This is a genomic window from Novosphingobium sp. MD-1, from assembly GCF_001014975.1.
Taxonomy (GTDB): domain Bacteria; phylum Pseudomonadota; class Alphaproteobacteria; order Sphingomonadales; family Sphingomonadaceae; genus Novosphingobium.
Genome location: NZ_BBXA01000030.1, coordinates 442,819 through 465,410, shown reverse-complemented (window position 1 = coordinate 465,410; position 22,592 = coordinate 442,819). Strand labels below are relative to the sequence as shown.

General features: G+C 62.9%; 21 protein-coding genes and 1 pseudogene. 11 read left to right on the top strand and 11 right to left on the bottom strand.

What is annotated here, in order from left to right:
- Positions 1–2 precede the first annotated feature (2 nt).
- The 4 genes from cysK (at position 3) to NMD1_RS15195 (ending at position 5,316) form a co-directional block, all read left to right on the top strand.
- Positions 3–920, top strand: a complete 918-nt coding sequence (cysK, locus tag NMD1_RS15210; RefSeq protein ID WP_124807615.1) for a cysteine synthase A — start codon at positions 3–5, stop codon at positions 918–920.
- Between the two features lie 4 nt (positions 921–924).
- Complete coding sequence (locus NMD1_RS15205; protein WP_125955369.1) at positions 925–1,644, top strand: dienelactone hydrolase family protein; 720 nt, start codon at positions 925–927, stop codon at positions 1,642–1,644.
- 464 nt (positions 1,645–2,108) lie between these two features.
- Positions 2,109–4,262, top strand: a complete 2,154-nt coding sequence (locus NMD1_RS15200; protein ID WP_375600804.1) for a TonB-dependent receptor — start codon at positions 2,109–2,111, stop codon at positions 4,260–4,262.
- Between the two features lie 4 nt (positions 4,263–4,266).
- Positions 4,267–5,316 carry a PepSY domain-containing protein gene (locus NMD1_RS15195; protein WP_125955473.1) on the top strand — a complete coding sequence of 350 codons (1,050 nt, stop codon included), beginning with the start codon at positions 4,267–4,269 and terminating at the stop codon, positions 5,314–5,316.
- Here the strand turns inward: NMD1_RS15195 and NMD1_RS15190 are convergent.
- Together NMD1_RS15190 and NMD1_RS15185 are read right to left on the bottom strand one after the other, a co-directional pair.
- Complete coding sequence (locus tag NMD1_RS15190) at positions 5,313–5,954, bottom strand: 3-oxoacid CoA-transferase subunit B (protein ID WP_125955368.1); 642 nt, start codon at positions 5,952–5,954, stop codon at positions 5,313–5,315. The two genes, NMD1_RS15195 and NMD1_RS15190, sit on opposite strands and share 4 nt — an antisense overlap.
- A gap of 16 nt (positions 5,955–5,970) precedes the next feature.
- Positions 5,971–6,654 carry a 3-oxoacid CoA-transferase subunit A gene (locus NMD1_RS15185; RefSeq protein ID WP_125955367.1) on the bottom strand — a complete coding sequence of 228 codons (684 nt, stop codon included), beginning with the start codon at positions 6,652–6,654 and terminating at the stop codon, positions 5,971–5,973.
- A gap of 125 nt (positions 6,655–6,779) precedes the next feature.
- Between NMD1_RS15185 and NMD1_RS15180 the strand changes: the two genes are divergently transcribed.
- Positions 6,780–7,544: an IclR family transcriptional regulator C-terminal domain-containing protein gene (locus NMD1_RS15180; protein ID WP_233497682.1), complete on the top strand. Its 765-nt coding sequence runs from the start codon at positions 6,780–6,782 to the stop codon at positions 7,542–7,544.
- 529 nt (positions 7,545–8,073) lie between these two features.
- Here NMD1_RS15180 and NMD1_RS15175 read toward each other — a convergent pair.
- The 3 genes and pseudogenes from NMD1_RS15175 to NMD1_RS15165 all read right to left on the bottom strand — a co-directional run bounded on the left by NMD1_RS15175 (position 8,074) and on the right by NMD1_RS15165 (position 10,616).
- Positions 8,074–9,063 carry an IS110 family transposase gene (locus tag NMD1_RS15175; protein WP_255352111.1) on the bottom strand — a complete coding sequence of 330 codons (990 nt, stop codon included), beginning with the start codon at positions 9,061–9,063 and terminating at the stop codon, positions 8,074–8,076.
- 114 nt (positions 9,064–9,177) lie between these two features.
- Positions 9,178–9,933: pseudogene (locus NMD1_RS15170) on the bottom strand (IS5 family transposase); the annotation flags it as partial.
- Positions 9,934–10,142: 209 nt separating this feature from the next.
- Positions 10,143–10,616: an Lrp/AsnC family transcriptional regulator gene (locus NMD1_RS15165; protein ID WP_233497679.1), complete on the bottom strand. Its 474-nt coding sequence runs from the start codon at positions 10,614–10,616 to the stop codon at positions 10,143–10,145.
- Between the two features lie 44 nt (positions 10,617–10,660).
- Here NMD1_RS15165 and NMD1_RS15160 point away from each other — a divergent pair, with 44 nt between their 5' ends.
- The 4 genes from NMD1_RS15160 to NMD1_RS15145 all read left to right on the top strand — a co-directional run bounded on the left by NMD1_RS15160 (position 10,661) and on the right by NMD1_RS15145 (position 15,548).
- A complete protein-coding gene (locus tag NMD1_RS15160; RefSeq protein ID WP_125955365.1) occupies positions 10,661–11,713 on the top strand; it encodes an arginine N-succinyltransferase in 1,053 nt (350 codons plus the stop codon).
- Complete coding sequence (astD, locus tag NMD1_RS15155; protein ID WP_125955364.1) at positions 11,700–13,109, top strand: succinylglutamate-semialdehyde dehydrogenase; 1,410 nt, start codon at positions 11,700–11,702, stop codon at positions 13,107–13,109. Before NMD1_RS15160 ends, astD begins: the two co-directional genes overlap by 14 nt.
- The gene (locus NMD1_RS15150) at positions 13,106–14,395 is read left to right on the top strand and encodes an N-succinylarginine dihydrolase (RefSeq protein ID WP_125955363.1); all 1,290 of its coding nucleotides are present in this window, start codon (positions 13,106–13,108) and stop codon (positions 14,393–14,395) included. Before astD ends, NMD1_RS15150 begins: the two co-directional genes overlap by 4 nt.
- Positions 14,396–14,960: 565 nt before the next feature.
- A complete protein-coding gene (locus NMD1_RS15145) occupies positions 14,961–15,548 on the top strand; it encodes a TetR/AcrR family transcriptional regulator (RefSeq protein WP_118074274.1) in 588 nt (195 codons plus the stop codon).
- A 7-nt stretch (positions 15,549–15,555) separates the two neighbouring features.
- Here NMD1_RS15145 and NMD1_RS15140 read toward each other — a convergent pair whose 3' ends face one another.
- The 6 genes from NMD1_RS15140 to NMD1_RS21260 form a co-directional block, all read right to left on the bottom strand.
- Entirely contained in the window at positions 15,556–16,632 is a 1,077-nt protein-coding gene (locus tag NMD1_RS15140; RefSeq protein ID WP_125955362.1) for a 2Fe-2S iron-sulfur cluster-binding protein, read from the bottom strand.
- An 8-nt stretch (positions 16,633–16,640) separates the two neighbouring features.
- Positions 16,641–17,114, bottom strand: a complete 474-nt coding sequence (paaD, locus tag NMD1_RS15135; RefSeq protein ID WP_233497675.1) for a 1,2-phenylacetyl-CoA epoxidase subunit PaaD — start codon at positions 17,112–17,114, stop codon at positions 16,641–16,643.
- A gap of 5 nt (positions 17,115–17,119) precedes the next feature.
- Positions 17,120–17,872 (bottom strand): 1,2-phenylacetyl-CoA epoxidase subunit PaaC, encoded by a 753-nt coding sequence (paaC, locus tag NMD1_RS15130; RefSeq protein ID WP_125955361.1) that lies wholly within the window; start codon positions 17,870–17,872, stop codon positions 17,120–17,122.
- A 9-nt stretch (positions 17,873–17,881) separates the two neighbouring features.
- On the bottom strand, positions 17,882–18,163 hold the full coding sequence (gene paaB, locus NMD1_RS15125; protein WP_125955360.1) for a 1,2-phenylacetyl-CoA epoxidase subunit PaaB: 282 nt from the start codon (positions 18,161–18,163) through the stop codon (positions 17,882–17,884).
- Positions 18,164–18,179: 16 nt separating this feature from the next.
- Entirely contained in the window at positions 18,180–19,166 is a 987-nt protein-coding gene (gene paaA, locus NMD1_RS15120; RefSeq protein WP_125955359.1) for a 1,2-phenylacetyl-CoA epoxidase subunit PaaA, read from the bottom strand.
- 194 nt (positions 19,167–19,360) lie between these two features.
- Entirely contained in the window at positions 19,361–19,522 is a 162-nt protein-coding gene (locus tag NMD1_RS21260; RefSeq protein ID WP_158453980.1) for a hypothetical protein, read from the bottom strand.
- Between the two features lie 216 nt (positions 19,523–19,738).
- Here NMD1_RS21260 and paaG point away from each other — a divergent pair, with 216 nt between their 5' ends.
- Positions 19,739–20,530 carry a 2-(1,2-epoxy-1,2-dihydrophenyl)acetyl-CoA isomerase PaaG gene (gene paaG / locus NMD1_RS15115; protein ID WP_118074277.1) on the top strand — a complete coding sequence of 264 codons (792 nt, stop codon included), beginning with the start codon at positions 19,739–19,741 and terminating at the stop codon, positions 20,528–20,530.
- Between the two features lie 30 nt (positions 20,531–20,560).
- Positions 20,561–22,585 carry a phenylacetic acid degradation bifunctional protein PaaZ gene (gene paaZ, locus NMD1_RS15110; protein WP_118074278.1) on the top strand — a complete coding sequence of 675 codons (2,025 nt, stop codon included), beginning with the start codon at positions 20,561–20,563 and terminating at the stop codon, positions 22,583–22,585.
- Positions 22,586–22,592: the final 7 nt, after the last annotated feature.

The window sequence follows — 22,592 nt, the reverse complement described above, 5'->3', positions numbered from 1 at the left end:
CCATGAAAGCCGACAGCGTTCTCGCCACCATCGGCAATACGCCGCACATTCGCCTTTCGCGCCTGTTCCCGGACCACGAGGTATGGGTCAAGGCCGAGCGCACCAATCCGGGCGGATCGATCAAGGACCGCATCGCGCTGGCCATGATCGAGGATGCGGAGCAGCGCGGCGAACTGAAGCCGGGCGGCACGATCATCGAGCCGACATCGGGCAACACCGGTATCGGCCTGGCGCTGGTGGCAGCAGTGAAGGGCTACAAGCTCGTGCTCGTCATGCCCGAATCGATGTCGATCGAACGCCGGCGGCTGATGCTCGCCTATGGCGCGACATTCGACCTTACCCCGCGCGAAAAGGGCATGAAGGGCGCGATCGAACGCGCGAACCAGCTGCTTGCCGAAACGCCGGGCGCATGGATTCCGCAGCAGTTCGAAAATCCGGCCAACGTCGCCGTCCACGCCCGCACCACCGCGCAGGAAATCCTGAAGGACTTCGCCGATACGCCGATCGACGTGCTGATCACCGGCGTGGGCACCGGCGGCCACCTGACGGGTTCGGCCGAGGAACTGAAGAAGACCTGGCCCGCGCTGAAGGCCTATGCCGTCGAGCCGGCGCTCTCGCCGGTCATTTCCGGCGGACAGCCGGCGCCTCATCCGATCCAGGGGATCGGCGCGGGCTTCATCCCCGGCAACCTCCACACCCAGTCGATTGACGGCGCGATCCAGGTCGATGCCGGCGACGCCAAGGAATGGGCGCGCCGTTCGGCCAGCGTCGAAGGCCTGCTCGTGGGTATCAGCTCGGGCGCGACGCTTGCCGCCATCGCGCAGAAGCTGCCGGACCTTCCCGCCGGCAGCCGCGTGCTGGGCTTCAACTACGATACCGGCGAACGCTATCTTTCCGTTCCCGATTTCCTGCCGGAGTAAGACGATGGCGCTGGAGGAAGTCCGCTACCATCACGATGATACCGTGCTCACCGGCTGGCTTGCCCGGCCGGCGGGGCCGGCGCGCGGAGCGATCGTGCTCTTTCCCACGATCATGAACGTGAACGCACCGATGGAGCGGCGCGCGCAGATGCTGGCGGATGCCGGCTACGTGGCGCTGATCGCGGACTTCTACGGCCAGCCCGTGGCTGACTTCGCCGCTTCGCACGCCCTGGCGGAAACCTTGCGCGCCGATGTGCGGCATTATCGCGACCGCATCGCCGCGGCGGTGGCCACGCTGCGCGCGCACGAGGCGGCCGCCGATCTGCCGGTCGGCGCGATCGGTTTCTGCATGGGCGGGCAGGCCGCGCTCGAACTGGCGCGCGACGGGGCAGACCTGGACGTCGTCGTCAGTTTCCACGGCGTCCTGGCGACCGGGCGCCCGGCTCAACCTGGTGACACGATCCGCCCCCGCATCCTGATCTGCCACGGCGACAAGGACCCGCTGGTGCCGCGACCGCAGGTTTTGGCGTTCTGGGAGGAAATGGACGGCGCCCATGCCGACTGGCACTTTCATGCCTACGCCCACGCCAAGCACGGCTTCACCGATCCGGACAGTGACGCGCGTGGAATCCCGGCCATCGGCTATGATGCCAGCGCGGACAGGCAGAGCTGGGCGGCAATGCTCTCGCTGCTATCCGAAGTCTGGGGCGAACGGACCGGCTGAACTCCGGCGCGGCCGATCGTGGCATCAGGTCGTAAACTCATAATCAGCAGGATCGAGGCGTCCAAATGGCGAACATATCGGGCCGAAATGCGCGCCGCGAAGGCTGGTTGCCTTTGCAAGCGCCTTTCGGTTCGAGATGGAAGCCATTTGGACGTCCCGCCGGGATTTGACCAAAATGGCCCAGCGCAGCGTCGGAGCGGCTTGAAATATCGACATATTCCTTCACCCCTCCTCCTTGCGCCGGGCCATTTTTCTTCAAACCTCGAGCCTGCTGATTATGAGTTTACGACCTAGCACACAGGCCAGCCCCCGCCCCTTCACCACCTCCGCCACTACGGCCGCCTCATCCGCGGCCGCGATGTGTCGTGGGCGTCGATTCTTTTTAATGCGAATGAGTTGCATTACTTAGTCGAGATTGATAACGCGCCCCTCGATCATCGCGAGCCAAACGGGGGACAAGTACGGTGTCGATCAGGGCCAAGGCAGGTTTCAAAGTTTCCGTTCTCGCTTTGGCAGGAGGGACGCTATCGCTGCCGCAAACGGCGTCCGCGGAAACCGGTGGTGAACCCGACGACACCCAGATCGTTGTTACGGCCGCGCGCACGATCCTTCCGCCCAATGCCCTGCCCCTCACCGTGGAGGTGATCGACAAGGCTTCTCTGGAACAGCAGATAGCCATATCCGGTTCGGTCACCGATGCTGTCGCCACGCTGATCCCGTCGTTCTCGCCCACGCGGCAGAAGCTCTCCGGGGCGGGCGAAACGCTGCGCGGACGTTCGCCGCTCTATGCCATCAACGGCATTCCCCAATCCACGCCGCTGCGCGACGGCAGCCGCGACGGCTTCACCATCGACGGCTTCTTCGTCGACCGGGTGGAAGTAATCTACGGCTCGAACGCGCTGCAGGGCATCGGCGGCACCGGCGGAATCGTCAACCAGGTAACCGTCGGCGCACCCCAGGCCGATGGGCTGGGCGGCCGGGTGCTGGTGCAGGGAACCAGCGGCGACGGCTTCGAAAGCGATGGCTTCGGCGGCAAGGTCGCGGGGTTGCTGCAATACAAGGCGGGACGTTTCGACGCGACAGTGGGCGCCACCTACGACAAGCGCGGCGTGTTCTATGACGGAAAGGGACGCCGCACCGGCATCAACCTGACGCAAGGCGAAACGCAGGATTCGCGCACGCTCTCGCTGTTCGGGCGGTTTGGCTACGCCTTGTCCTCGACCGGGCGGATCGACCTGATCGCCAGCCGCTACGAACTGAAGGGCGATGGCGACTACGTGGCCGTGCAGGGCAACCGCGCCGCCGGCCTGCCGACCAGCGCCACGCCCGGCACACCCCCCGGCAAGCCTGCCGCCAACCGCACGGAAAGCGTGGCGCTGTCGATCACCGACACGGCGTTGTGGGGCGGCAACTTCGTCAGCCAGGTGTTCTTCAACCGCAGCCGCGACACCTTCGGCGGAGAGCCCACGCCGCAGGCTACATTCCAGGACGCGCTGATCGCGCCGGTCGGCACCCTGTTCGACCAGTCGCAGAACCGGTCGCGCAAGATCGGCGGCAAAATCAGCTACGAACGGCCGGTGCCCGGCTTCGAGGCGTTGACCGCGATCGTCGGTTTCGATGCCCTGTGGGACAAGACCGAACAGCGCCTGATCGCCACCAACCGCGTCTGGGTGCCGCCAACCGATTTCCGCAGCTTCGCACCGTTCGGCCAGCTCAACCTGAAGCTGCTGGATGGCAAGCTGCGATTTGCGGGGGGCGTCCGCTACGAGGATGTGCGGATCACCATCGACGATTTCACCACGCTCGCCACCTCCAACCGCACGTTCGTGAAAGGCGGCAGCCCGCGCTTTTCCGATGCCTTGCTCAACGGCGGCGTGATCATCGAACCCTGGCCCGGCATCCGCGCCTATGCGAGTTATGCCGAAGGCTTCACCGTCCCCGATGTCGGCCGGGTTACCCGCGCCATCAACAAGCCGGGGATCGCGATCGACACCTATCTTAACATCAGGCCGATCGTGTCCAACAACCGGGAGATCGGGATCGAGGTAAAGCGCGGCCCGCTGGATGGCAGCGTCACCTACTTCTGGTCGACCAGCAAGGAGGGCCAGCTTCTCGTCCAGCGGCCGGACGGGATCTTCGACGTGCAGCGCCAGCGCGTCGAGATCCAGGGGCTGGAGCTGAATCTCGGCGTGCAGATGCCGATCGACGGACTGAAGCTGTCGCTGGGTTACGCGCACCTGATCGGCCGGTCGGACACCAACAACGACGGCAAGGTCGACAGCGATCTGGATGGCGCCAACATCTCGCCCGACCGCCTGAACCTGGCCGCCAGCTACGTGCGCGGCCCGATCAGCGCGCGGGTGCAGACCCAGGTCTATTTCGCCCGCACCTTCAAGGGCCTTGCGCGCGATCCCCGCAACGATTTCGGCGGCTACACCCTGACCGACGCGAGCCTGCGCTATCAGACCGCGATCGGCGGATGGACGCTGAGCGTGCAGAACCTGTTCGACAAGCAGTATATCGACTACGCCAGCGATACCACGCGCCCGACCGACAACTTCTTTTACTTCGCGGGACGCGGCCGTGCCTTCACGCTGGGCTGGGACTACCGGTTCTGACGCGATGAAGTGGCTCGATCTGCTCCACCGCTGGACCGGTGGCCTGCTCGGCCTGGTGCTGGCCGTGCTGGGCCTGTCGGGCGCGATCCTGGTCCACAAGGAGGACTGGATCGCCCTGCCCCACGCCGGCGATGCGCTGGTGAGCGATCCCGCCCGGATCGCGCTGGCAACCGGACGGCTGCTGCCGGCCCCGCGCGGCGGAGAAGCGCTGATCTACGCCAGCGAACGGTTCGGGCTGATACAGTTGCGCGGTCGCGGCGATGCCGGCGCCTATGCCGATCAATCGGGGCACATTGTTACCCGCTGGGACAGCCAGTGGCAGCGGCCCGAACTCTGGCTGTTCGACCTGCACCACCACTTGTTCTCCGGGGACGCCGGGGAAACCGTAATCGGCATCACGGGGCTGGCCGGCGTTTTCTTCGTCGTCTCGGGCACGATCCTGTGGTGGCGGACACGCCGGACGTTTCGCTGGCGGCTGCTGCCTTCGCGCCTGTCGCGCGCCGCCATCCTGTGGCATCACCGCGATCTGGGCATCGTGATCGCGCCATTGCTGCTGCTGGCAACGCTGACGGGAACGATGATGGTGTTCCGGCCCGTCGCCGGACTGGTGCTCTGGCCCTTCTCCCCGCCCTCCGCGATCGAGGCTTCCCTGAAGCCGCCCAAACTCGCCAGCGGCCCTCTCGCCGCGCGGCCGGACTGGCACGCAATGATCGAACAGGCGCAAGCGCGGTTTCCCGACGCGCGCCTGCGCATCCTTTCCCTGCCCCGCAAGCCCGGCGATCCCATCGCGATCCGCATGAAACGGGCGGACGAATGGCTGCCCAACGGCCGGTCAATGGTATGGTTCGACGCCGCGACGGGCCGTATGCTGGGCTCGCGCGATGCGCTGGACCTGCCCGCCGGCGCACGGATGTTCAACCAGGTGTATCCGCTCCACGCCGCCAAGGTCGGCGGCCTTGCCTACCGGCTGGTCATGACCCTCGTGGGACTCGGCCTGGCGCTGCTGGGCAGCCTGGCGGTGTGGACGTTCTGGTTCCGGAGACGGGTGCGCTAGGCATCCATGCGCAGCGGCACGCCGGTCAGCCCCTGCAAGGCATCGAGCGTGAGCCCGTCGATCATCTCCACGACCGAGGCCCCTTCCGGCCCCACATCGAACACGGCATGGTCGGTATAGATGCGCGATACGCAGGCGAGGCCGGTGAGCGGATAGCTGCACGCCTCGACCAGCTTGCTCTGCCCCTCGCGCGTCAGCAGGTCCATCATCACGAACGTGCGCTTGGCGCCGATGGCGAGATCCATCGCCCCGCCCACCGCCGGAATCGCTCCCGGCGCGCCGGTGTGCCAGTTGGCGAGATCGCCATGCACCGAGACCTGGAACGCGCCCAGCACGCAGATGTCGATATGTCCGCCGCGCATCATCGCGAAGCTGTCGGCATGGTGGAAGAACGCGCCGCCCGCCAGCAGCGTGACCGGCTGCTTGCCCGCGTTGATCAGTTCCGGGTCCTCGTCCCCGGCCGCAGGCGCCGGCCCCATGCCGAGCAACCCGTTCTCGCTCTGGAGCACCACCTCCCGGTCGACCGGCAGGAAATCGGCCACGCGGGTCGGCAGGCCGATGCCAAGATTGACGTAGGCCCCTTCGGGGATGTCGCGGGCCACCCTTGCGGCCATCGCATCGCGGTCGAGACGCTTCATGCTTGCTTCCTTCCGTTCAAGCCGCGCGCGCGACAGAGGCCCCAAGCGCAACGACGCGCTGGACGAAGATCCCCGGCGTCACCACCGTTTCCGGGTCCAGCGATCCCAGCGGCACGATCTCGTCGACCTGGACGATCGCGGTACGCGCCGCCATCGCCATGATCGGGCCGAAGTTGCGCGCGGTCTTGCGATAGACGAGGTTGCCCCAGCGATCGGCGCGGTGCGCCTTGATCAGCGCGAAATCGGCGTGGATCGGATATTCCAGCACATAATCGCGCCCGTCTATCCGGCGCGTTTCCTTGCCTTCGGCCAGCAGCGTGCCATAGCCGGTGGGCGTGAAGATCGCGCCCAGCCCGGCCCCGGCCGCCTGGATCCGCGCGGCAAGGTTGCCTTGCGGCACCAGTTCCAGCTCGATTTCCCCGGCGCGGTAACGCGCGTCGAAATGATGCGAATCCGACTGGCGCGGGAACGAGCAGATGATCTTGCGCACGCGCCCGGCCTTGATCAGCGCGGCCACCCCGGTCTCGCCATTGCCGGCGTTGTTGTTGATGATGGTAAGGTCGCCCACGCCACGATCGATCAGCGCTTCGATCAGTTCGTCCGGCATGCCGGCTGTACCGAAGCCGCCGATCATCACCGACGCGCCATCGCCGATATCGGCCACTGCCGCGCGCACCGAAGCCACCGACTTGTCGATCACCGCCATTCTCCCGCAGCGCGCGTGCACCGGCACGGCATGGGCCGCACTTCGTGCCCAGTGATGGCTTGAGTCAACCGATAAACGGTATATTGTACGATTATCGTTTACAAATCGGGAGCAGCCGCGTGGAAACGCCGCAGGAGAACGATCCGGATTTCATGATGTCGCTGGCGCGTGGACTCGCGGTGCTGCGCTGCTTCGCTGACGAACAGCGACCGATGACCATCGCCCAGGCGAGTCGCCTGACCGGGCTGAGCCGCCCGGCGGTTCGGCGCTGCCTGCACACGCTGGTCCGCCTGGGTTATGCCGCGCGCGACGAAAGCCGCTACACGCTCCGCCCCAAGGCGCTGGCTCTGGGCTATGCCTTTCTATCGTCCAACACGCTGGCCCAGCGCGCGCAGCCCCTGCTCGACCGGTTGCGCGACGACATCCACGAATCCTGTTCGCTGGGCGTGCTGGAGGAAGGCGAAGTCTATTACGTCGCCCGCGCCGAAGCGAGCCGCATCATGTCGATCTCGCTGCGCGTGGGCAGCCGTTTGCCGCTCTATGCCACCTCGATGGGCCGCGTCCTGCTCTCCGCCCTGCCCCGCGCGGAACAGGAGGCCTATCTGCGCACGTCCGCGATCGCCCCATTGACCGGCCGCACCCAAACCGATCCGGCCACGCTGCTGGAGATTTTCCGCAACGTCGCGGAACAGGAATATGCCATCGTCGATCAGGAACTGGAGCCGGGGCTGCGCTCGATCGCGGTTCCGGTGCACAACCGTTCGGGCGTCACCATCGCCGCGCTCAACATCGGCACCCAGGCCGCGCGCGTTTCCATGGCCGATCTGCGCGCACGCCTGCTGCCCGCCCTGCGCCGCGTCGCCCGGGACATTGGCGCGAGCTAGGCGAAGCATCCGAAATACGAACCGGCGGGAACGGAAACTTGGCGGAGAGGGTGGGATTCGAGATTGTTGCCTTTTGCATTGAATTATCATCTTTTTTCTATTTAATAATCCATTTACGCCCCCAGATTTGCCCCCAAATTTTTTGGATGCCAGCGGATGAGTATGAACCGTCTGGCGGTGTGCTAACCTGCAATTCTCGTCGTCCATTCGTGACAAATTCAAGGGCCCATAATTGGTTCACGGCTCGGCTGGAGCGTCGCCCAAATCGCCTCTAGGCTCAGGATCTGTAATTGCAGAGCTTGGCGGTGCCGATCCCTTGAGGGTTTCATGGATCTGTCCGCACTGGCCCGGCCGAAGCCTGGTCGTGCTATATCGGGTCTCACGGAGGCGAACGTTGCATTGACTCGAAGCGGGCTTTGCAGCCCATCTGACTACCTTCGCAGATCGTTCGTCCCTGCGTTCCCTCTCGGGACACCGCCCTCGGATCAGCTTTGACGCTTCACCGCTGGCAAACAGGTTCTACCCTACCTCACGCCTGGAACAAAGTGCCATCGCGCAGCATGGCATGCATGATGACCGCGAGCCGACGGGCGAGTGCGACACGGGCTTTCTTCAAGCCGCGACGCTTGGCGATCTTCATGGCCCAAGTTTTCAGGGCGAAGGTCTCACGGCTCCGAGTGAGGATCGAGTTGGCAGCTTCGTAGAGCAGCTTGCGCACGGTCCCATCCCCTTGCTTGGTGATCCGGCCTGTCCAATCGAGCTCGCCCGACTGATGGCGTCGAGGCACGAGACCAAAATAGGCGCCGGCATCGCGTGATTGTCGGAAGCGTCCTGCTTCATCCACTGCAGCGGCGAAGGCGGCTGAGGTCTGAACGCCGACGCCCGGTATGGTCATCAGGATTTCGCAGGCCTGTGACTGGCTGGTGATGATGCGCAGTCGCCGGTCCATTTCCTTGATCTGCTCGACCAACTCCGCGCGCACCGCCAGCAAGGATGTGATTGCATCGCCAAGGCCCGGGATGTGTGCCGCCTGCATGATCCTCTCGAGGAATGCCTTCCCTTGCCCAGCCCCGGGGCGATAGCCGAACGTGGCGCAAAGACCGCGGATCATGTTGTCGAGCCGGACACGCGCTTCCACCAGATGGCTTCGCGCGGTGATCACGCTGCGCACCCCATGCGCTGCCGGAGATTTGACGTGCACCTCCTTGTAGAAGCCGGTGCGTGCCAACTGTGCGAGCCCGGCGGCATCGTGCGGATCGGTCTTGTTCGCCTTCATTGCCTTGAGGCTCTGGTGCGCCTGGCGAGCATCAATGCACACCACTGCAACGCCCAGTTCGCGCAGGCCCAAGCAGATTGCCGGCGACATTCGCCCCGTCTCAAGCACCGCCCGCTCGATTGGACAGTATCGTTCGAGCATCGCGGCCAAAGCCTCCGGAGTGCTCTCGACCTTCTCCGACACGAGCTTCCGACCATTTTCGCCAACGATACAGACCTGCGTGCTTTCCATCGACAGGTCCAGTCCGGCATAATGCTACATGGCTGCTTCCTTCCTTCAGGATTCGACAACCAGAAGTGTGCGCCTCAACCGAGGTCCGAGGGAAGCAGCCGCAATTACACGATGACTTGCTGATCGTAGCCAGGAGAGTACGGTGGCCGCCAGTGCGAGAGCGGAGAAGTAGACGTTTGGGCAGCGGTCGTAGCGCGTTGCCACGCGGCGCCAGTCCTTCAGGCGGCCGAACATGATCTCGATGCGGTTACGCCGTTTGTTCAGCCTCTTGTCGTATTCGAGGGGCAGAAATCGGGATTTTCGCCCCGGAATGCAAGGTTTGATGGCAGCCCCAGCGCATCTCCGAACCAGTCCGCGTCATAGCCACGGCCGGCGAGCATCCACTTGGCCTTGGGCAAATCGTCGAGCGAGGCCGCTGCACCGGCGTAATCGCTGTGCTGGCCGGCCGTGATGAAGAAGCTGAAAGGGCGGCCCTTGGCATCAGTCACGGGATGCAACTTGGTGTTCAGGCCGCCCTTGGTCCGTCCGATCAGACGCCTGAGATCCCCTTTCTACCCCAAGGCTGGACGCCGTGCGGTGGGCCTTGAGATAGGTCGCGTCGATCATGACGGTCTGCGGCTCGGCCCTCTGGGCGGACAGGCCTTCCATCATCCGAGTGAACACGCCCATTTCGCCCCACCGCTTCCAGCGGTTATACAATGTCTTGTGCGGCCCGTATTCTCTGGGTGCATCCCGCCAGCGCAGTCCGGTCCGGTTGACTATGATGATCCCGCCCAGCACCCGTTGGTCGTCGGACCGTGACTTGCCGTGGCTCTTGAGAAAACACGGCAACAGACGCGCCATTTTCTCGTCCGTCAGCCAATATAGGTCACTCGTGCTCAGTCTCCTCGCGGAGCCTGAATCATATCGTTGCCTGCCGATCGATGGGTCCTGAGCCTAGAGCGTGATCTTTGTCGCCAGCTTTACCCCATTCAGGGAAAAACCTGGAATCGACGTTCCCAGCCCGTCGTCAGTACTTTCGCACATTGTTGAGCGTAATTATCGGTGGCCCCAGAGTCCGTATACTATCTCCACTGCCGAGCTACACCGTCCTATTCAAGCGGGGGGACGATTGGACTTTTCGCCATGTGTAGGACTACGAATGAGTTGACAGCCTCGATAACCGGTGCCTTTCCGGTGAGATTGTCTATGAAATCACGCAACTCATTCATGTCTCGCAAGCAAAGCGAGGCATAGTAATCCATTTTTCCGCTGATTTCAGCTGCTTCGAGCACACGATTATCTTCTCTCAACAGCATCTCGAGGTGCCTAAAATCATCGGTCGAGTGACGTGCCAGACGCATCTCGATCATTACCCGGATGCTTGGCCTGATCAGGGCTAGTGCGATCTCGGTCCGGTATCCTGTAATTACGCCAAGCTTTTCCAGTCGCTTATGCCGTGCCAAGCAGGCAGAGGGCGAAAGCCCAACCAGGCCCGCAAGGCGGCTATTCGTGATTCGGGCATCATTTCTGAGCGCTTCGAGGATGCGTCGGTCGACCGCATCGATTGTCACTGGTTGCATCATCTCGCCAAATATTCTGCGGTCGCGTCCGATCAATCACGCTACACATGCGGCGAATATTCTGCAACATCCGCCGAATGGTATGGGATCTACAAACTTCGAACTGGCATGTAAGACCCGCCAGGCTAGACGACCTCGATGGCCTGCTCATGCTCGCTGAGAGTGCGGACGAAGGCATGACCAACCTGCCTCCGAACCGAAAAGCTCTTGGCGAACGCATAGAGCGTTCCATCGACGCATTCGATCGCGACATCGCACAACCAGAAAATGAACTGTATCTGCTGGTATTGGATGATGGCACAGGCAGCATTGCAGGCACCGCCTGCCTATTCAGCAAGGTGGGCCAGACTTGGCCCTTCTACACCTATCGCCTCACGCAGATCGTCCACCACAGCAGGGAGCTCGGGCAGCGCTATTGCGAGGACATGCTGCATTTGAGCAATGACTTCGGGGGAGCCACCGAAGTGGGCGGCCTGTTCCTGCACTCCGCCTGCAGGGCAAATGGCACCGGCCGTCTGCTTGCCCGCAGCCGCTACATGCTGATAGGCCAGTTCCCTAACCGGTTCAGCTGTCGCATCATGGCTGAGCTGCGCGGCTGGGTCGCACCGAACGGCTCAACTCCCTTCTGGGATAGCGTGGGGCGCAACTTCTTCCACATGCCCCTCGCCGAGGCTGACCGATATGGCGGCATTAACGGCAACCAATTCATTGCTGACCTCATGCCGAAGTACCCCATCTACGTCTCGATGCTTCCGCAACCCGTGCGCCCGCTCATCGGCAAGGTCCATGAATCGAGCGCACCCGCCCTTAAGCTGCTGATGAACGAAGGCTTCAGGCTGACAGAACACGTCGACATCTTCGATGCAGGTCCGGTTGTGGAATGCCGCGCGTCGGACTTGAAGGCGATAGCGGATCGGGAATGCGGGGTCGTCGCGTCTCTCGGCAATCAGCCGAAAGGACGGCCAGCCCTAATGTCAAAGGGTAGCGGAAGGGACTTTCGTTGCTGGGTTGATCACACGAGCAGCGATCCTGCTGGTCTTACACGCCAGGGGGAGCGGTTTGCCGAGGTTGGGGAAGAGGTAGCCCATGTCGAATTCTGAACTTCTATCGTTCGATCCTTGTACCGGCGAGCTTGTCTGGCAAGGTCCGATCGGACGGACAGATGCGACCGTAAGAATGGCGCGAGATGCGTTGCGCGGCTGGGCTCAGACCACTTTCGCTGAGCGTGTACGCGTAGCCGAGGCTTTCCGTGAGGTCGTGCTGCGAAATGGGGCCAAACTAGCGACAGTCATCTCGCGGGAGACCGGAAAACCATACTGGGAAGCAGAATCGGAGGTCGCAAGCGTCGCAGCCAAGGTCGAGATTTCGGTCGAAGCATACATCACGCGAACGGGAGATCGTGAGGGGCAGGTTCAAGGTGTCCAGCAGGCGGTGCGCCACAAACCACATGGGGTCCTCGCCGTACTCGGGCCGTATAACTTTCCTGCCCACTTGCCTAACGGCCACATCGTCCCCGCCCTGTTGGCTGGAAACACCATCGTCTTCAAGCCCTCCGAGTTTACCCCGGCGACGGGTGAATTGCTGGCCGACTTCTGGTGCGAGGCAGGCCTGCCCGATAAAGTGCTGCAGGTCGTCCAGGGAAATTCGGAAACGGGTCGGGACCTCGCCTCTCACCCAGACATTGACGGACTCCTGTTCACTGGTTCGGCGACCACCGGTGCGGCGCTCGCCAGGCAGTTTGCCGAAACACCGCACAAAATTCTGGCCTTGGAAATGGGCGGTAATAACCCTCTGATAGTCTGGGACGCGGACGATCTGTCTGCAGCGGCCAGCATTGTCATTCAGTCGGCGTTCTTGTCAGCGGGACAACGATGCACCTGCGCTCGGCGGCTGATCGTAAGACAGGCGCAGGCAGATGCTTTGGTAGACCGCCTGGTCGAACTCACTCGGCAAATGAGGATTGGGGCGCCGTTCGATGATCCGGAGCCTTTCATGGGGCCGGTGATTGACAACGCTGCTGCTGACCGCCTGCTGGCGGCTGCGCGCGGCCTTTCCGCGCGATCGTCAAAAACCATCGTGCCTCTTCAACGGCTGGTCGAGGATAAGCCTTTCCTCACACCTGCGATTGTTGATGTGACCGGAACAAAAGTCGTGGACGAGGAGTATTTCGGCCCCCTGTTGCAGATCCTGCGTGTGACGGATTTCGACGCTGCGATGGCGGTAGCCAATGATACTAGGTTCGGCCTCGCTGCGAGCCTCGTCGGCGGCGATGAAGCGCTCTATCGGCGATTCTGGCAGAATAGCAGGGCAGGCGTGGTAAACTGGAACCGCCCGACCAACGGAGCTGCCTCCAGCGCACCGTTCGGCGGAATCGGCGCCTCGGGGAATCACCGTCCCAGTGCCTTCTATGCAGCGGACTATGTCGCCTGGCCGGTCGCCAGCCTCGAGACGTCGGACCTTGTTCCGATCGAAATGAAGGGACTCAATCGCCCATGAGGGGGTTTTTCGAGATCAACTTCGATGGGCTGATTGGTCCATCCCACAACTACGGCGGCCTCAGCTTCGGCAATCTTGCCAGCCACCAAAACTCAGGGTTGGTTTCCTTTCCTCGTCAGGCCGCCTTGCAAGGCCTAAACAAGATGCGCAGGCTCATGGATCTTGGCTTGCATCAGGGGTTTCTGCCTCCTCAGAGGCGTCCCGACACCTGGTTCCTCCGTCGGCTAGGCTTCAAGGGAACTGACGAAAAAGTTTGCGCAGCGGCGTGGGCAGAGGATCCAGCCTTGCTGGCCAATGCCATGTCCGCTTCCGCCATGTGGACGGCCAATGCCGCGACTGTCTCGCCCGCACCGGACACCTCCGATGGCCGTTGCCACCTGACCGTGGCGAATCTCGCGACGATGCCGCACCGTTCGATGGAGTGGCGAGAAACCTTGGACACGCTGCGCCACATCTTTGTCGATCAGCGCCATTTCGCAGTTCACGAGCCCATCCCAGCCTGCTTCGGCGACGAAGGGGCAGCCAATCACATGCGGATGGCGCCGCAGCACGGGGCCCCAGGGATTGAGATCCTCGTCTTTGGTGAACGCAAGGCTCATGGCTTTCCGGCAAGGCAGGACCGCCGTGCATCTCAGGCAATCGCGCGCCTTCACGGGCTCGATAGCCGGCGGACTTTGCTGGCCCGCCAGAGTGCATTGGCAATCGAGGCTGGGGCCTTCCACAATGACGTAGTGGCTGTAGCAAATGAACATGTGCTTCTCGCACATGAACAGGCCTTCGAGGACAAGGAGAGCGTCTACGCGTTCATCCAGGAGAACATTCCTGGCTGCGTAATCATAGAGGTGCCAGCTGATCAGGTGTCGCTGGGGGACGCTGTCGGTTCCTATCTGTTTAACTCGCAATTGGTCACTTTGCCCGCAGGGGGAATGGCGCTCATTGTCCCGACCGAAACCCAGGAATGCGATTCGGTGCGACGATGGCTCCGTCGCTTTGTGTCTGGCGGAGGACCGGTCGAAAAACTGGAAGTGATCGATGTACGCGAGTCGATGCGAAACGGCGGAGGGCCTGCTTGTTTGCGGCTGCGCGTGCAAACGGAGGCAGTGGGATTGGCGGCGATCGACTCTCGATTCCTGCTTGATGATGGTAGATGGGAAAGCTTGCATCGCCTGATTGAGGACCGGTGGCCCGAACGCATCGAGGCAGCTGACCTCGGCAGGGTAGAAACTTGGCAAGCAATTTGGACTGCGGATGCCATTCTTCGAGAGCACTTGCAGTTGCCTCGCTGACGCTCCCTCCAGCCAGTAGGGCTTCAACACCTCTGCGCAACAGCATGATTGCCACCACACGCGACAGGATCTTGGGCGCGGGATGTTTGGTAACGTTTTCAGTTCTTAAGAACCGTCTGCCTGAACAGCCCCTAGTTTTTTAGACGCTTTTCGCTTTAAAAATTTGCTGTCGTTCGAACTCAACGGGTAACATCAAGCCACAGCTACGCTGGTGCGGAGGTCGTCCACGACATCACGTCACCGCCCACTCAGCAATCAACTAAACATTCAACCTGCAGCGTCACCGGGTCTCCAGACAAGCCATGCGAACCTTCTGACCCGCTGCCATGGCGGAATGGAATGTTGCGACCTCCGCTGCAGCATCAAATCGCGACCTGAGGGCTCGGCGTGCTTTCGTGAAGCTACCCTCACAGTACCAAAGCGAATTATCGCCTCGCCCTACCTTTCAAACCCTAGCCGTCAACGCGGTGCGTATGCATTGACATTACCGTGCTGCGACTTGACCTTGCCGCCTGAACGCTTAGTCGGGATAGGAGCACACTTGATAAGCAGGAAGAGCCCGCCAATGGCCAGAACCCAGGCCGCTGATTTCGAAGACCGCAAGGAAGCGATCCTCGATCACGCTTCCGCCCTGTTCGCGCAAAAGGGATTCCTGGGCACGTCGGTGATGGACATCGCCCGCGCCTGCGGCGCATCGAAGTCTCTGCTCTATCATTATTACCCGTCGAAGGAAGACGTGCTATTCGCGGTAATGTCCTCGCACGTCGACCTGCTACTGGAAGACGTCGCGGCGGTAACCGCCACTGGCTTGCCGCCGCGTGAAAGCCTGCGCGCATTGTTACACCGCTTCTTGATGCATTACGTCGGCGCGGCCGACCGACAGAAGGTGTTGCTAAACGAACTCGACAACCTGCCCGCCGAGCGCCGCCGTGACATCGTGGAGACGCAGCGAAAAATCGTCGACGCGGTGCAATCGTTGCTTACCGCCGCCCTGCCCGGCAGGTTCGACGATCCGGTCGAGGCGCGAGCGCAGACCATGCTGCTGTTCGGCACAATCAACTGGACAAGCAACTGGTTCCGCGCCGACGGGGCGCTGACCTATGCCCAGATTGCGGATATGGCCTTTGACATGGTCATTCCGCCGGCCAACTGACTTTCATTCAGGCGTCGAAGTCGATCTCGACATCGTCGGACAACGGGATGGCCTGGCAAGTAAGGACATAGCCACGCTCCAACTCGTCGGCAGTAAGGCCGAAGTTGCGGATCATCTCAACCTGGCCCTCCACCACCCGCGCGCGGCATGTGGCGCAGACTCCAGCCTTGCACGAGAACGGCGCAGCAAGGCCAGCCGCCCGGGTGTTTTCCAGAATGGATTCGAGCGTCGGATCATAAGTCAGCGCGCGGCGCTTGCCGTTGATCGTGACCTTGATCGACTTGCCCGCGGCTTGCCGTTCAAGTCGTTCCACTTGCTCGCGCCGCGCTGCGCTCAATTCGTCCGCACTGAAGCGTTCGCTCCTGATCTGGCCAGCATCCAAGCCAGACTCAACCAGTGCCCCCTCGACCGCGTCCATCATCGCTCCGGGACCGCAGATGAAGGCGGCGTCAATGGCCGAGGCCGGCAACACGTGGGCGAGGATTTCGGCCATTTTCGCCCGGTCGATGCGCCCGTTCAGCAGCTCCAGCTCGTCGTCCTCGCGCGAGAGGAAGTGATGGATCTCGAACCGGTCAAGGTAGCGGTTCTTGAGCTGTGCCAGCTCTTCGAGGAAAAGAATCCCCGCCGTATCGCGGTTGCCGTAGAACAGCGCGAAATGGCTCGCGGGTTCGGCGGCAAGACCGGCTTTCAGCAGCGAAAGGATCGGGGTGATCCCCGATCCGCTGGCGAACATGGCATATTGCACTCGCCGCTGGCTATTGAAAGTCCAGCCGAAGGCACCAGCCGGGGGCATGACTTCCAGCATTGCACCGGCCTTAAGGGCATCGGCCGCCCAGTTCGAAAACCGGCCGCCCGCAACGCGCTTGATCGCAATTTGCAGCTCCTTGTCGCCAGGGGTGGAGCAGAGCGAATAGCTACGGCGAAGATCCTCGCCTGCCACCTCCGCGCGCAGCGTCAGGTGCTGGCCGGGTATAAACCGGAAGCTGCCCGCCAGCGCGTCCGGCACGGCAAACCGTACAGTGATCGCATCGGCGGTTTCCTGGCGAACTTCGCTGATCGAAAGGCAGTGGAACGTGGTCGACATCGGCTATCCTAGTGACACTTGAAACGATCGAAAGGCTCAAGGCAGGCATCGCACTGCCACAGCGCCTTGCACGGGGTTGAGCCGAAGCGTGAGATTTCGTGGGTACTCAGCGAGCCGCAACGCGGGCAGGCGCAGGGGCCGCTCTCACCCGTCGCACTTGGCGGGGCGATGCCATAGCGGCGCAGCTTATCGTGACCCTGGGGCGTGATCATCGCAGTTGACCAGGCGGGTGAAAGCACGATGCGGATCGAGACCCCTTCCAGCCCCGCCGCATCGAGCGCATCCCGAGCCGCACGTCCGATCGCACTGGTTGCCGGGCAGCCGCTATAGGTCGGAGTCAGCGCGACCCATGCCGCGCCATCATCACCACCGACCTCGCGTACGATGCCCAGGTCGATAATCGACACAGCCGGTATCTCGGGATCAGGCACATCGGCGAGTATCGCGGCAATCCGCCCGGCAAGGTCGCTTGGCAGGGGCACGCGATCTACCAGACCGCTTCGGGATGAGCGCGGGGCAGGACCTGCATCGTCGCCAAGAGCACCGAAAGGTGCTCGCTATGCTGCCCGCTGCGTCCGCCAACGATAGGCCAGACCTTGCGCGGCAGCGCCAGTCCAGCCCGTTCAAGAATAGCCGAGACATCGCGTTCGAAGCCATAGCGCAAGGATTGACGCAGCGGCACCAGGCCGCGCGCAGCACAGGCCGCCCAATCCCGATCATCGTGGAACAGGTCATTGACGAAGCGCCAGTGCCAATCGAGCGCTTCTGCCATGCGCGCGCGGCTTTCCTCGGTGCCATCGCCCAATCGCTCCGCCCAGTCGGCGGCGAAATCAGCGTGATAGCGCAGTTCCTTTACCGCCTTTGCTGCGATTTCGGCGAGGCGCGCATCGGGGGATGCCGTCAGCGCCTCGTATAGCGCGCTGGCATAGGTGGCGAAAAGCAGGTGGCGCACCACCGTGCGGGCGAAATCGCCATTGGGCTGCTCGGCCAGCAGGCAGTTAGCAAACTGCTCGGCGTTGCGGTGGAAGGCCAAGGCATCGGCATCGCGGCCGCCACCTTCCAATTCACCGGCATAGTCCAACAACATGGTCGCCTGCCCGATTAGGTCTAGCGCAAGGTTGGACAGGCCAAGGTCCACCTCAATCGTGGGACCGTGGCCGCACCACTCACAGAGGCGCTGGCCCAAGATCAGGCTGTCATCGCCAAGCTGCGTCAATGCGCGGAATAAGGAATACTCCATCGCAGGGCCTCACATATGGTCCACGGCTTCAGGAAGCACGTAGAATGTCGGGTGGCGGTAGATCTTGCTGGCGGCAGGCTCGAACATCGAATAGTCCTGCGCCGGATCAGAGGCGACGATATCGCTGGAGCGCACGACCCAAATGCTAACCCCTTCGAGCCTGCGGGTATAGGTGTCGCGTGCATGGCGCAGCGCCATGTGCGCATCAGGCGCGTGTACTGATCCCGCGTGGCGATGGTCAAGCCCACCGCGGGCACGAATGAAAACTTCCCAGAGCGGCCAATCGTACATTCTATCCTCCCGATAATCAGGCGGCGACACGCGCGGCCCGCTTTGCCTCGAATGCGGCAGCAGCCTCACGCACCCAGGCGCCATTGGCCCAAGCGTCGCGGCGCGCAGTGATGCGTTCCTTGGCGGTCGGCCCTTCGCCGCGCACGACGGCGTAGAACTCGTCCCATTCGATCGCGCCAAAGTCGTAGTGGCCGCGCTGCTCGTTCCAGTTGAGATCAGGATCAGGGATAGTGAGGCCGAGCAATTCGGCCTGCGGGACCGTCGCATCGACAAACTTCTGGCGCAGTTGGTCGTTGGTCTCACGCTTGATTCGCCAGCGGATCGACTGGGCGCTGTTGGGCGAGTCTTCATCCGGCGGGCCAAACATCATCAAGGCTGGCCACCACCAGCGATTGAGCGCATCCTGTGACATCGCCTTTTGCGCCGCCGTGCCTTTCGCCAGTGCCAGCAACAGGTCATAGCCCTGACGCTGGTGGAAGCTTTCCTCCTTGCATATCCGCACCATCGCGCGGGCATAAGGGCCATAGGAGGTGCGCTGCAGCGGCACCTGATTCATGATCGCCGCGCCATCGACCAGCCAGCCGATCGCGCCAATATCCGCCCAGTTAAGTGTCGGATAGTTGAAGATGGTTGAATACTTGGCGCGCCCCGAATGCAGTGCGTCGATCATTTCCTCGCGGCTGGTGCCAAGCGTTTCGGCCGCGCAGTAGAGGTACAAGCCGTGGCCGCCTTCGTCCTGAATCTTTGCCAGCAGGATCGCCTTGCGCTGCAGGCTCGGCGCACGGGTCAGCCAGTTGCCTTCGGGGAGCATTCCCACAATCTCGCTATGTGCGTGCTGCGAGATCTGGCGCACCAGGGTGCGGCGATAGGCCTGGGGCATCCAGTCTTTCGGCTCAACGAATTCATCGGCGGCAACGCGCGTCTCGAACGCAGCGAGGCGCTCAGGATCTTCCTGCGCGCCGTCCTGAAGCGGCGAAACCTTGCCAAGTTCAGTCGTGTACATCTGCTGATTCCCTCTGATCACGTTGGCTAACTTTCATTGACCGACTGGTCAATGAACATATTCCAGCCCCGCAATTACCTCCCTGCCGCCCGTGCGCGAAGGGCCTTAGACTGCGCGATAACGTGCTGGTGGTCTTTCGCGCGCACCGTCACGCGGTAGATCCCGCTGCGCCCGCTAGTCGCGTCTTCCTGCGCCTAGGCCAGCAGAACCTCGACGGCGCTTGCCGGAACGAGGAAAATGATCCACGCCGATTGCGCGATGCTGGCCGCGTTACGGCTGTTGCAGGCATAGGCAAGGGCGTTGTCGCCGATCTGGGAATAGCCGGACCGGGCGGCGCCACGACCCGCAAACCCCACGCCGGTCCGGTGCCTTCACGCGAGAACAGGGCCTGCGCTACATTCAGTGCGAGCGCGGCATTGCCCCCATCACTCGCTTGGGCGTCCGCCTCCATCTCTTACTCCCAGTTCCAATCTCGATTCATCGCCACAGCTATCGGCAAAAAAGCCGCTTGCCAATAATTAACCGTCTGGGCAGTTAATTTAACTCAAGCGATTCGAGAGTGGGAGAGACGGATGGAATTCGAGACCATCGCGCTGGCGATCGAAGGAGGCGTGGCACGCATCACGCTGAACCGTCCGGACCGGCTCAACAGCTTTACGGTCCAGATGCATGAGGAACTGAGCGCAGCGCTCGACTGGATCGATGGCGACAAATCAGTGCGCTGCCTGCTGCTCAACGGAGCCGGGCGGGGGTTTTGCGCAGGCCAGGACTTGTCAGATCCGGCAGTGGCGCCGGGCGGCGAGGCGGTCGATCTCGGTATCGCGGTAGAACGCCATTACTCCCCACTGGTGCGCCGTCTTGCGACGATGGAATTGCCGGTGATCTGCGCGGTCAACGGCGTGGCAGCCGGTGCCGGCGCGAATATCGCCTTCGCCTGCGACATCGTGATTGCTGCGCGCAGTGCGAAGTTCATCCAGTCGTTCGCCAATATCGGTCTGATCCCGGATTCAGGCGGCACTTGGGTGCTGCCCCGCCTTGCCGGACAGGCGCGGGCCCTAGGCTTGGCCCTCACCGGCGATCCCCTCCCCGCCGAGCGCGCAGAGGCTTGGGGCATGATCTGGAAATGCGTCGATGATGAAGCGCTGATGGACGAGGCGGGCACGCTGGCCGCGCGCTTTGCCCAAGGGGCGACCCGCGGCCTCGCTGCCACAAAGCAGGCGCTGCGCAGTTCGTTTGGGCGTTCGCTCGGCGAGGCGCTCGATCTCGAGCGCGACCTGATGCGCGAGCTTGGCCAAAGCGTCGACTATCAGGAAGGCGTCGCCGCCTTCACCGAAAAGCGCCGCCCGGTTTTCGCCGGCCGCTGACCGTCACAAATTCCAGCTTTCGGAGCTACCATGACCACACGACTGCAGAACTACTTCGCTGACCGGTGGGTCGATGGCACCGGCGCCGGTCAGCCCGTGCGCTCAGCGCTCGACGGGCAAGCAGTAGCCCTTGCGGGCAGCGAGGGGATCGATTTTGCAGCCATGCTCGATCACGCCCGCAGTATCGGTAGCCCGGCGCTGCGCGCCATGAACTTTCACCAGCGCGCCGGGATCATTAAGGCGTTGGGGCAGGCAATCATCGAGCGCAAGGAAGAACTTTACGCTCTGTCCGCGCAGACTGGTGCCACCCGCGCCGATAGTTGGATCGACATCGAAGGCGGCGCGGGCACCCTCTTCACCACGGCCTCCAAGGGGCGGCGCGAGCTGCCGGATGATGTCATCATCGTCGATGGCGATTTGGAAGCGATCGGCAAGACCGGAAGCTTTGCCGGGCAGCACATCTACACCTCGCTGCAGGGTGCGGCGCTACACATCAATGCTTTCAACTTCCCCGTTTGGGGAATGCTCGAAAAGCTGGGACCGGCGCTGATGGCAGGCATGGCGGTGATCGTGAAGCCCGCCACGGCCACCGCGCCGCTGGCAGAGCACGCGGTGCGGATCATGATCGAGGCAGGTGTGCTGCCTGCGGGCGCATTGCAGCTGGTTGTCGGCGCTATCGGTGACATTTTCGATCACTTGACATGTCAAGACGTGGTCTCGTTCACCGGTTCTGCGGAGACGGCGATCAAGCTGCAGAGTCACCCCGTTATGGCGCGCAATGCGGTGCGGTTTGTGGCGGAGCGGGATTCGCTCAACGCCTCGATCCTTGCTCCGGACGCTGCCGTGGGTAGCCCGGAATTCGACCTCTTCGTCAAGGAAGTGGTCAAGGAAATGACCGTCAAGGCCGGGCAGAAATGCACCGCGATTCGGCGCGCCTTCGTGCCGCGCGCGCTGCTGGATGCCGCGCAGGCTGCACTGACCGAACGCCTTTCCGGCGTGATCGTGGGTGATCCGGCGCGCGAAGGCGTGCACATGGGTGCACTCGTCAGCCTGGCCCAGCGCGAGGACGTGCGCGCAAAGGCCCGCGCCCTGGCGCAGGAATGCGATCTGGTGTTCGGCGCAATCGACGACGTCGAGGCGCTCGGCGACGCACAAAATGGCGCGTTCCAGTCTCCCTTGCTGTTCCGGCATGACCGGCCGTGGGAGGCGCAGGCCGTCCACGATGTCGAGGCCTTCGGCCCGGTCTGTACGCTGATGCCCTATGATACCGAGCAAGACGCGATCGCGCTCGCTAATCGCGGGCTTGGCTCGCTGGCGCTATCGGTATTCACCCACGATGCCGAAATGGTGCGCCGCTTCGTGCTTGGTGCTGGTGCCTTCCACGGCCGTATGGTGTTCGTGGACCGCGACAGCGCGCGGGAATCGACCGGTCACGGCTCGCCCCTGCCGATGCTGATCCACGGCGGCCCCGGCCGGGCTGGCGGCGGCGAGGAACTGGGCGGGGTGCGTAACGTGAAGCACTATATGCAGCGCAGCGCCGTGCAGGGCCATCCGCGCGTGCTTTCCGCACTGATCCGGCAATGGCTGCCCGGCGCACCGCAGCCGGTCGGCGCTGATCACCCCTTCCGCAAGCGACTGGGCGAACTGGAACTGGGCTACACCCTGCACACCGCCTCGCGCACGATCACGCTGGAGGATATCGAGCATTTCGCCGCCTATACCGGCGACAACTTCTACGCCCACATGGACGAGGTGGCCGCCGCCGCCAGCCCGATCTTCGGCGGGCGCGTAGCCCATGGCTACCTGATCCTGTCGTTCGCGGCCGGGCTGTTCGTCGATCCCGCGCCAGGTCCGGTGCTCGCCAATTTCGGACTGGAGCACCTGCGCTTCATCAAGCCGGTGAAACCGGGCACCAGCATCAAGGTGGCCCTTACCGCCAAGGCCAAGTCGCTGCGCACGCCAACCATGGGCGAAATGCGCTGGGCGGTGGCAGTCACCAACGGCGATGACGAACTGGTCGCAACCTACGACCTTCTGACCATGAACGCCGTTTGAGGAGAAC

What these genes read in the sequence shown, in the direction of transcription:
- cysK (WP_124807615.1), top strand. Translation starts at nt 3, where the DNA reads ATGAAAGCCGACAGCGTTCTCGCCACCATCGGCAATACGCCGCACATT.
- NMD1_RS15205 (WP_125955369.1), top strand. Translation starts at nt 925, where the DNA reads ATGGCGCTGGAGGAAGTCCGCTACCATCACGATGATACCGTGCTCACC.
- NMD1_RS15195 (WP_125955473.1), top strand. Translation starts at nt 4,267, where the DNA reads ATGAAGTGGCTCGATCTGCTCCACCGCTGGACCGGTGGCCTGCTCGGC.
- NMD1_RS15190 (WP_125955368.1), bottom strand. Translation starts at nt 5,954, where the DNA reads ATGAAGCGTCTCGACCGCGATGCGATGGCCGCAAGGGTGGCCCGCGAC.
- NMD1_RS15165 (WP_233497679.1), bottom strand. Translation starts at nt 10,616, where the DNA reads ATGATGCAACCAGTGACAATCGATGCGGTCGACCGACGCATCCTCGAA.
- NMD1_RS15160 (WP_125955365.1), top strand. Translation starts at nt 10,661, where the DNA reads ATGCGGCGAATATTCTGCAACATCCGCCGAATGGTATGGGATCTACAA.
- astD (WP_125955364.1), top strand. Translation starts at nt 11,700, where the DNA reads ATGTCGAATTCTGAACTTCTATCGTTCGATCCTTGTACCGGCGAGCTT.
- NMD1_RS15150 (WP_125955363.1), top strand. Translation starts at nt 13,106, where the DNA reads ATGAGGGGGTTTTTCGAGATCAACTTCGATGGGCTGATTGGTCCATCC.
- NMD1_RS15145 (WP_118074274.1), top strand. Translation starts at nt 14,961, where the DNA reads ATGGCCAGAACCCAGGCCGCTGATTTCGAAGACCGCAAGGAAGCGATC.
- NMD1_RS15140 (WP_125955362.1), bottom strand. Translation starts at nt 16,632, where the DNA reads ATGTCGACCACGTTCCACTGCCTTTCGATCAGCGAAGTTCGCCAGGAA.
- paaC (WP_125955361.1), bottom strand. Translation starts at nt 17,872, where the DNA reads ATGGAGTATTCCTTATTCCGCGCATTGACGCAGCTTGGCGATGACAGC.
- paaB (WP_125955360.1), bottom strand. Translation starts at nt 18,163, where the DNA reads ATGTACGATTGGCCGCTCTGGGAAGTTTTCATTCGTGCCCGCGGTGGG.
- paaA (WP_125955359.1), bottom strand. Translation starts at nt 19,166, where the DNA reads ATGTACACGACTGAACTTGGCAAGGTTTCGCCGCTTCAGGACGGCGCG.
- paaG (WP_118074277.1), top strand. Translation starts at nt 19,739, where the DNA reads ATGGAATTCGAGACCATCGCGCTGGCGATCGAAGGAGGCGTGGCACGC.
- paaZ (WP_118074278.1), top strand. Translation starts at nt 20,561, where the DNA reads ATGACCACACGACTGCAGAACTACTTCGCTGACCGGTGGGTCGATGGC.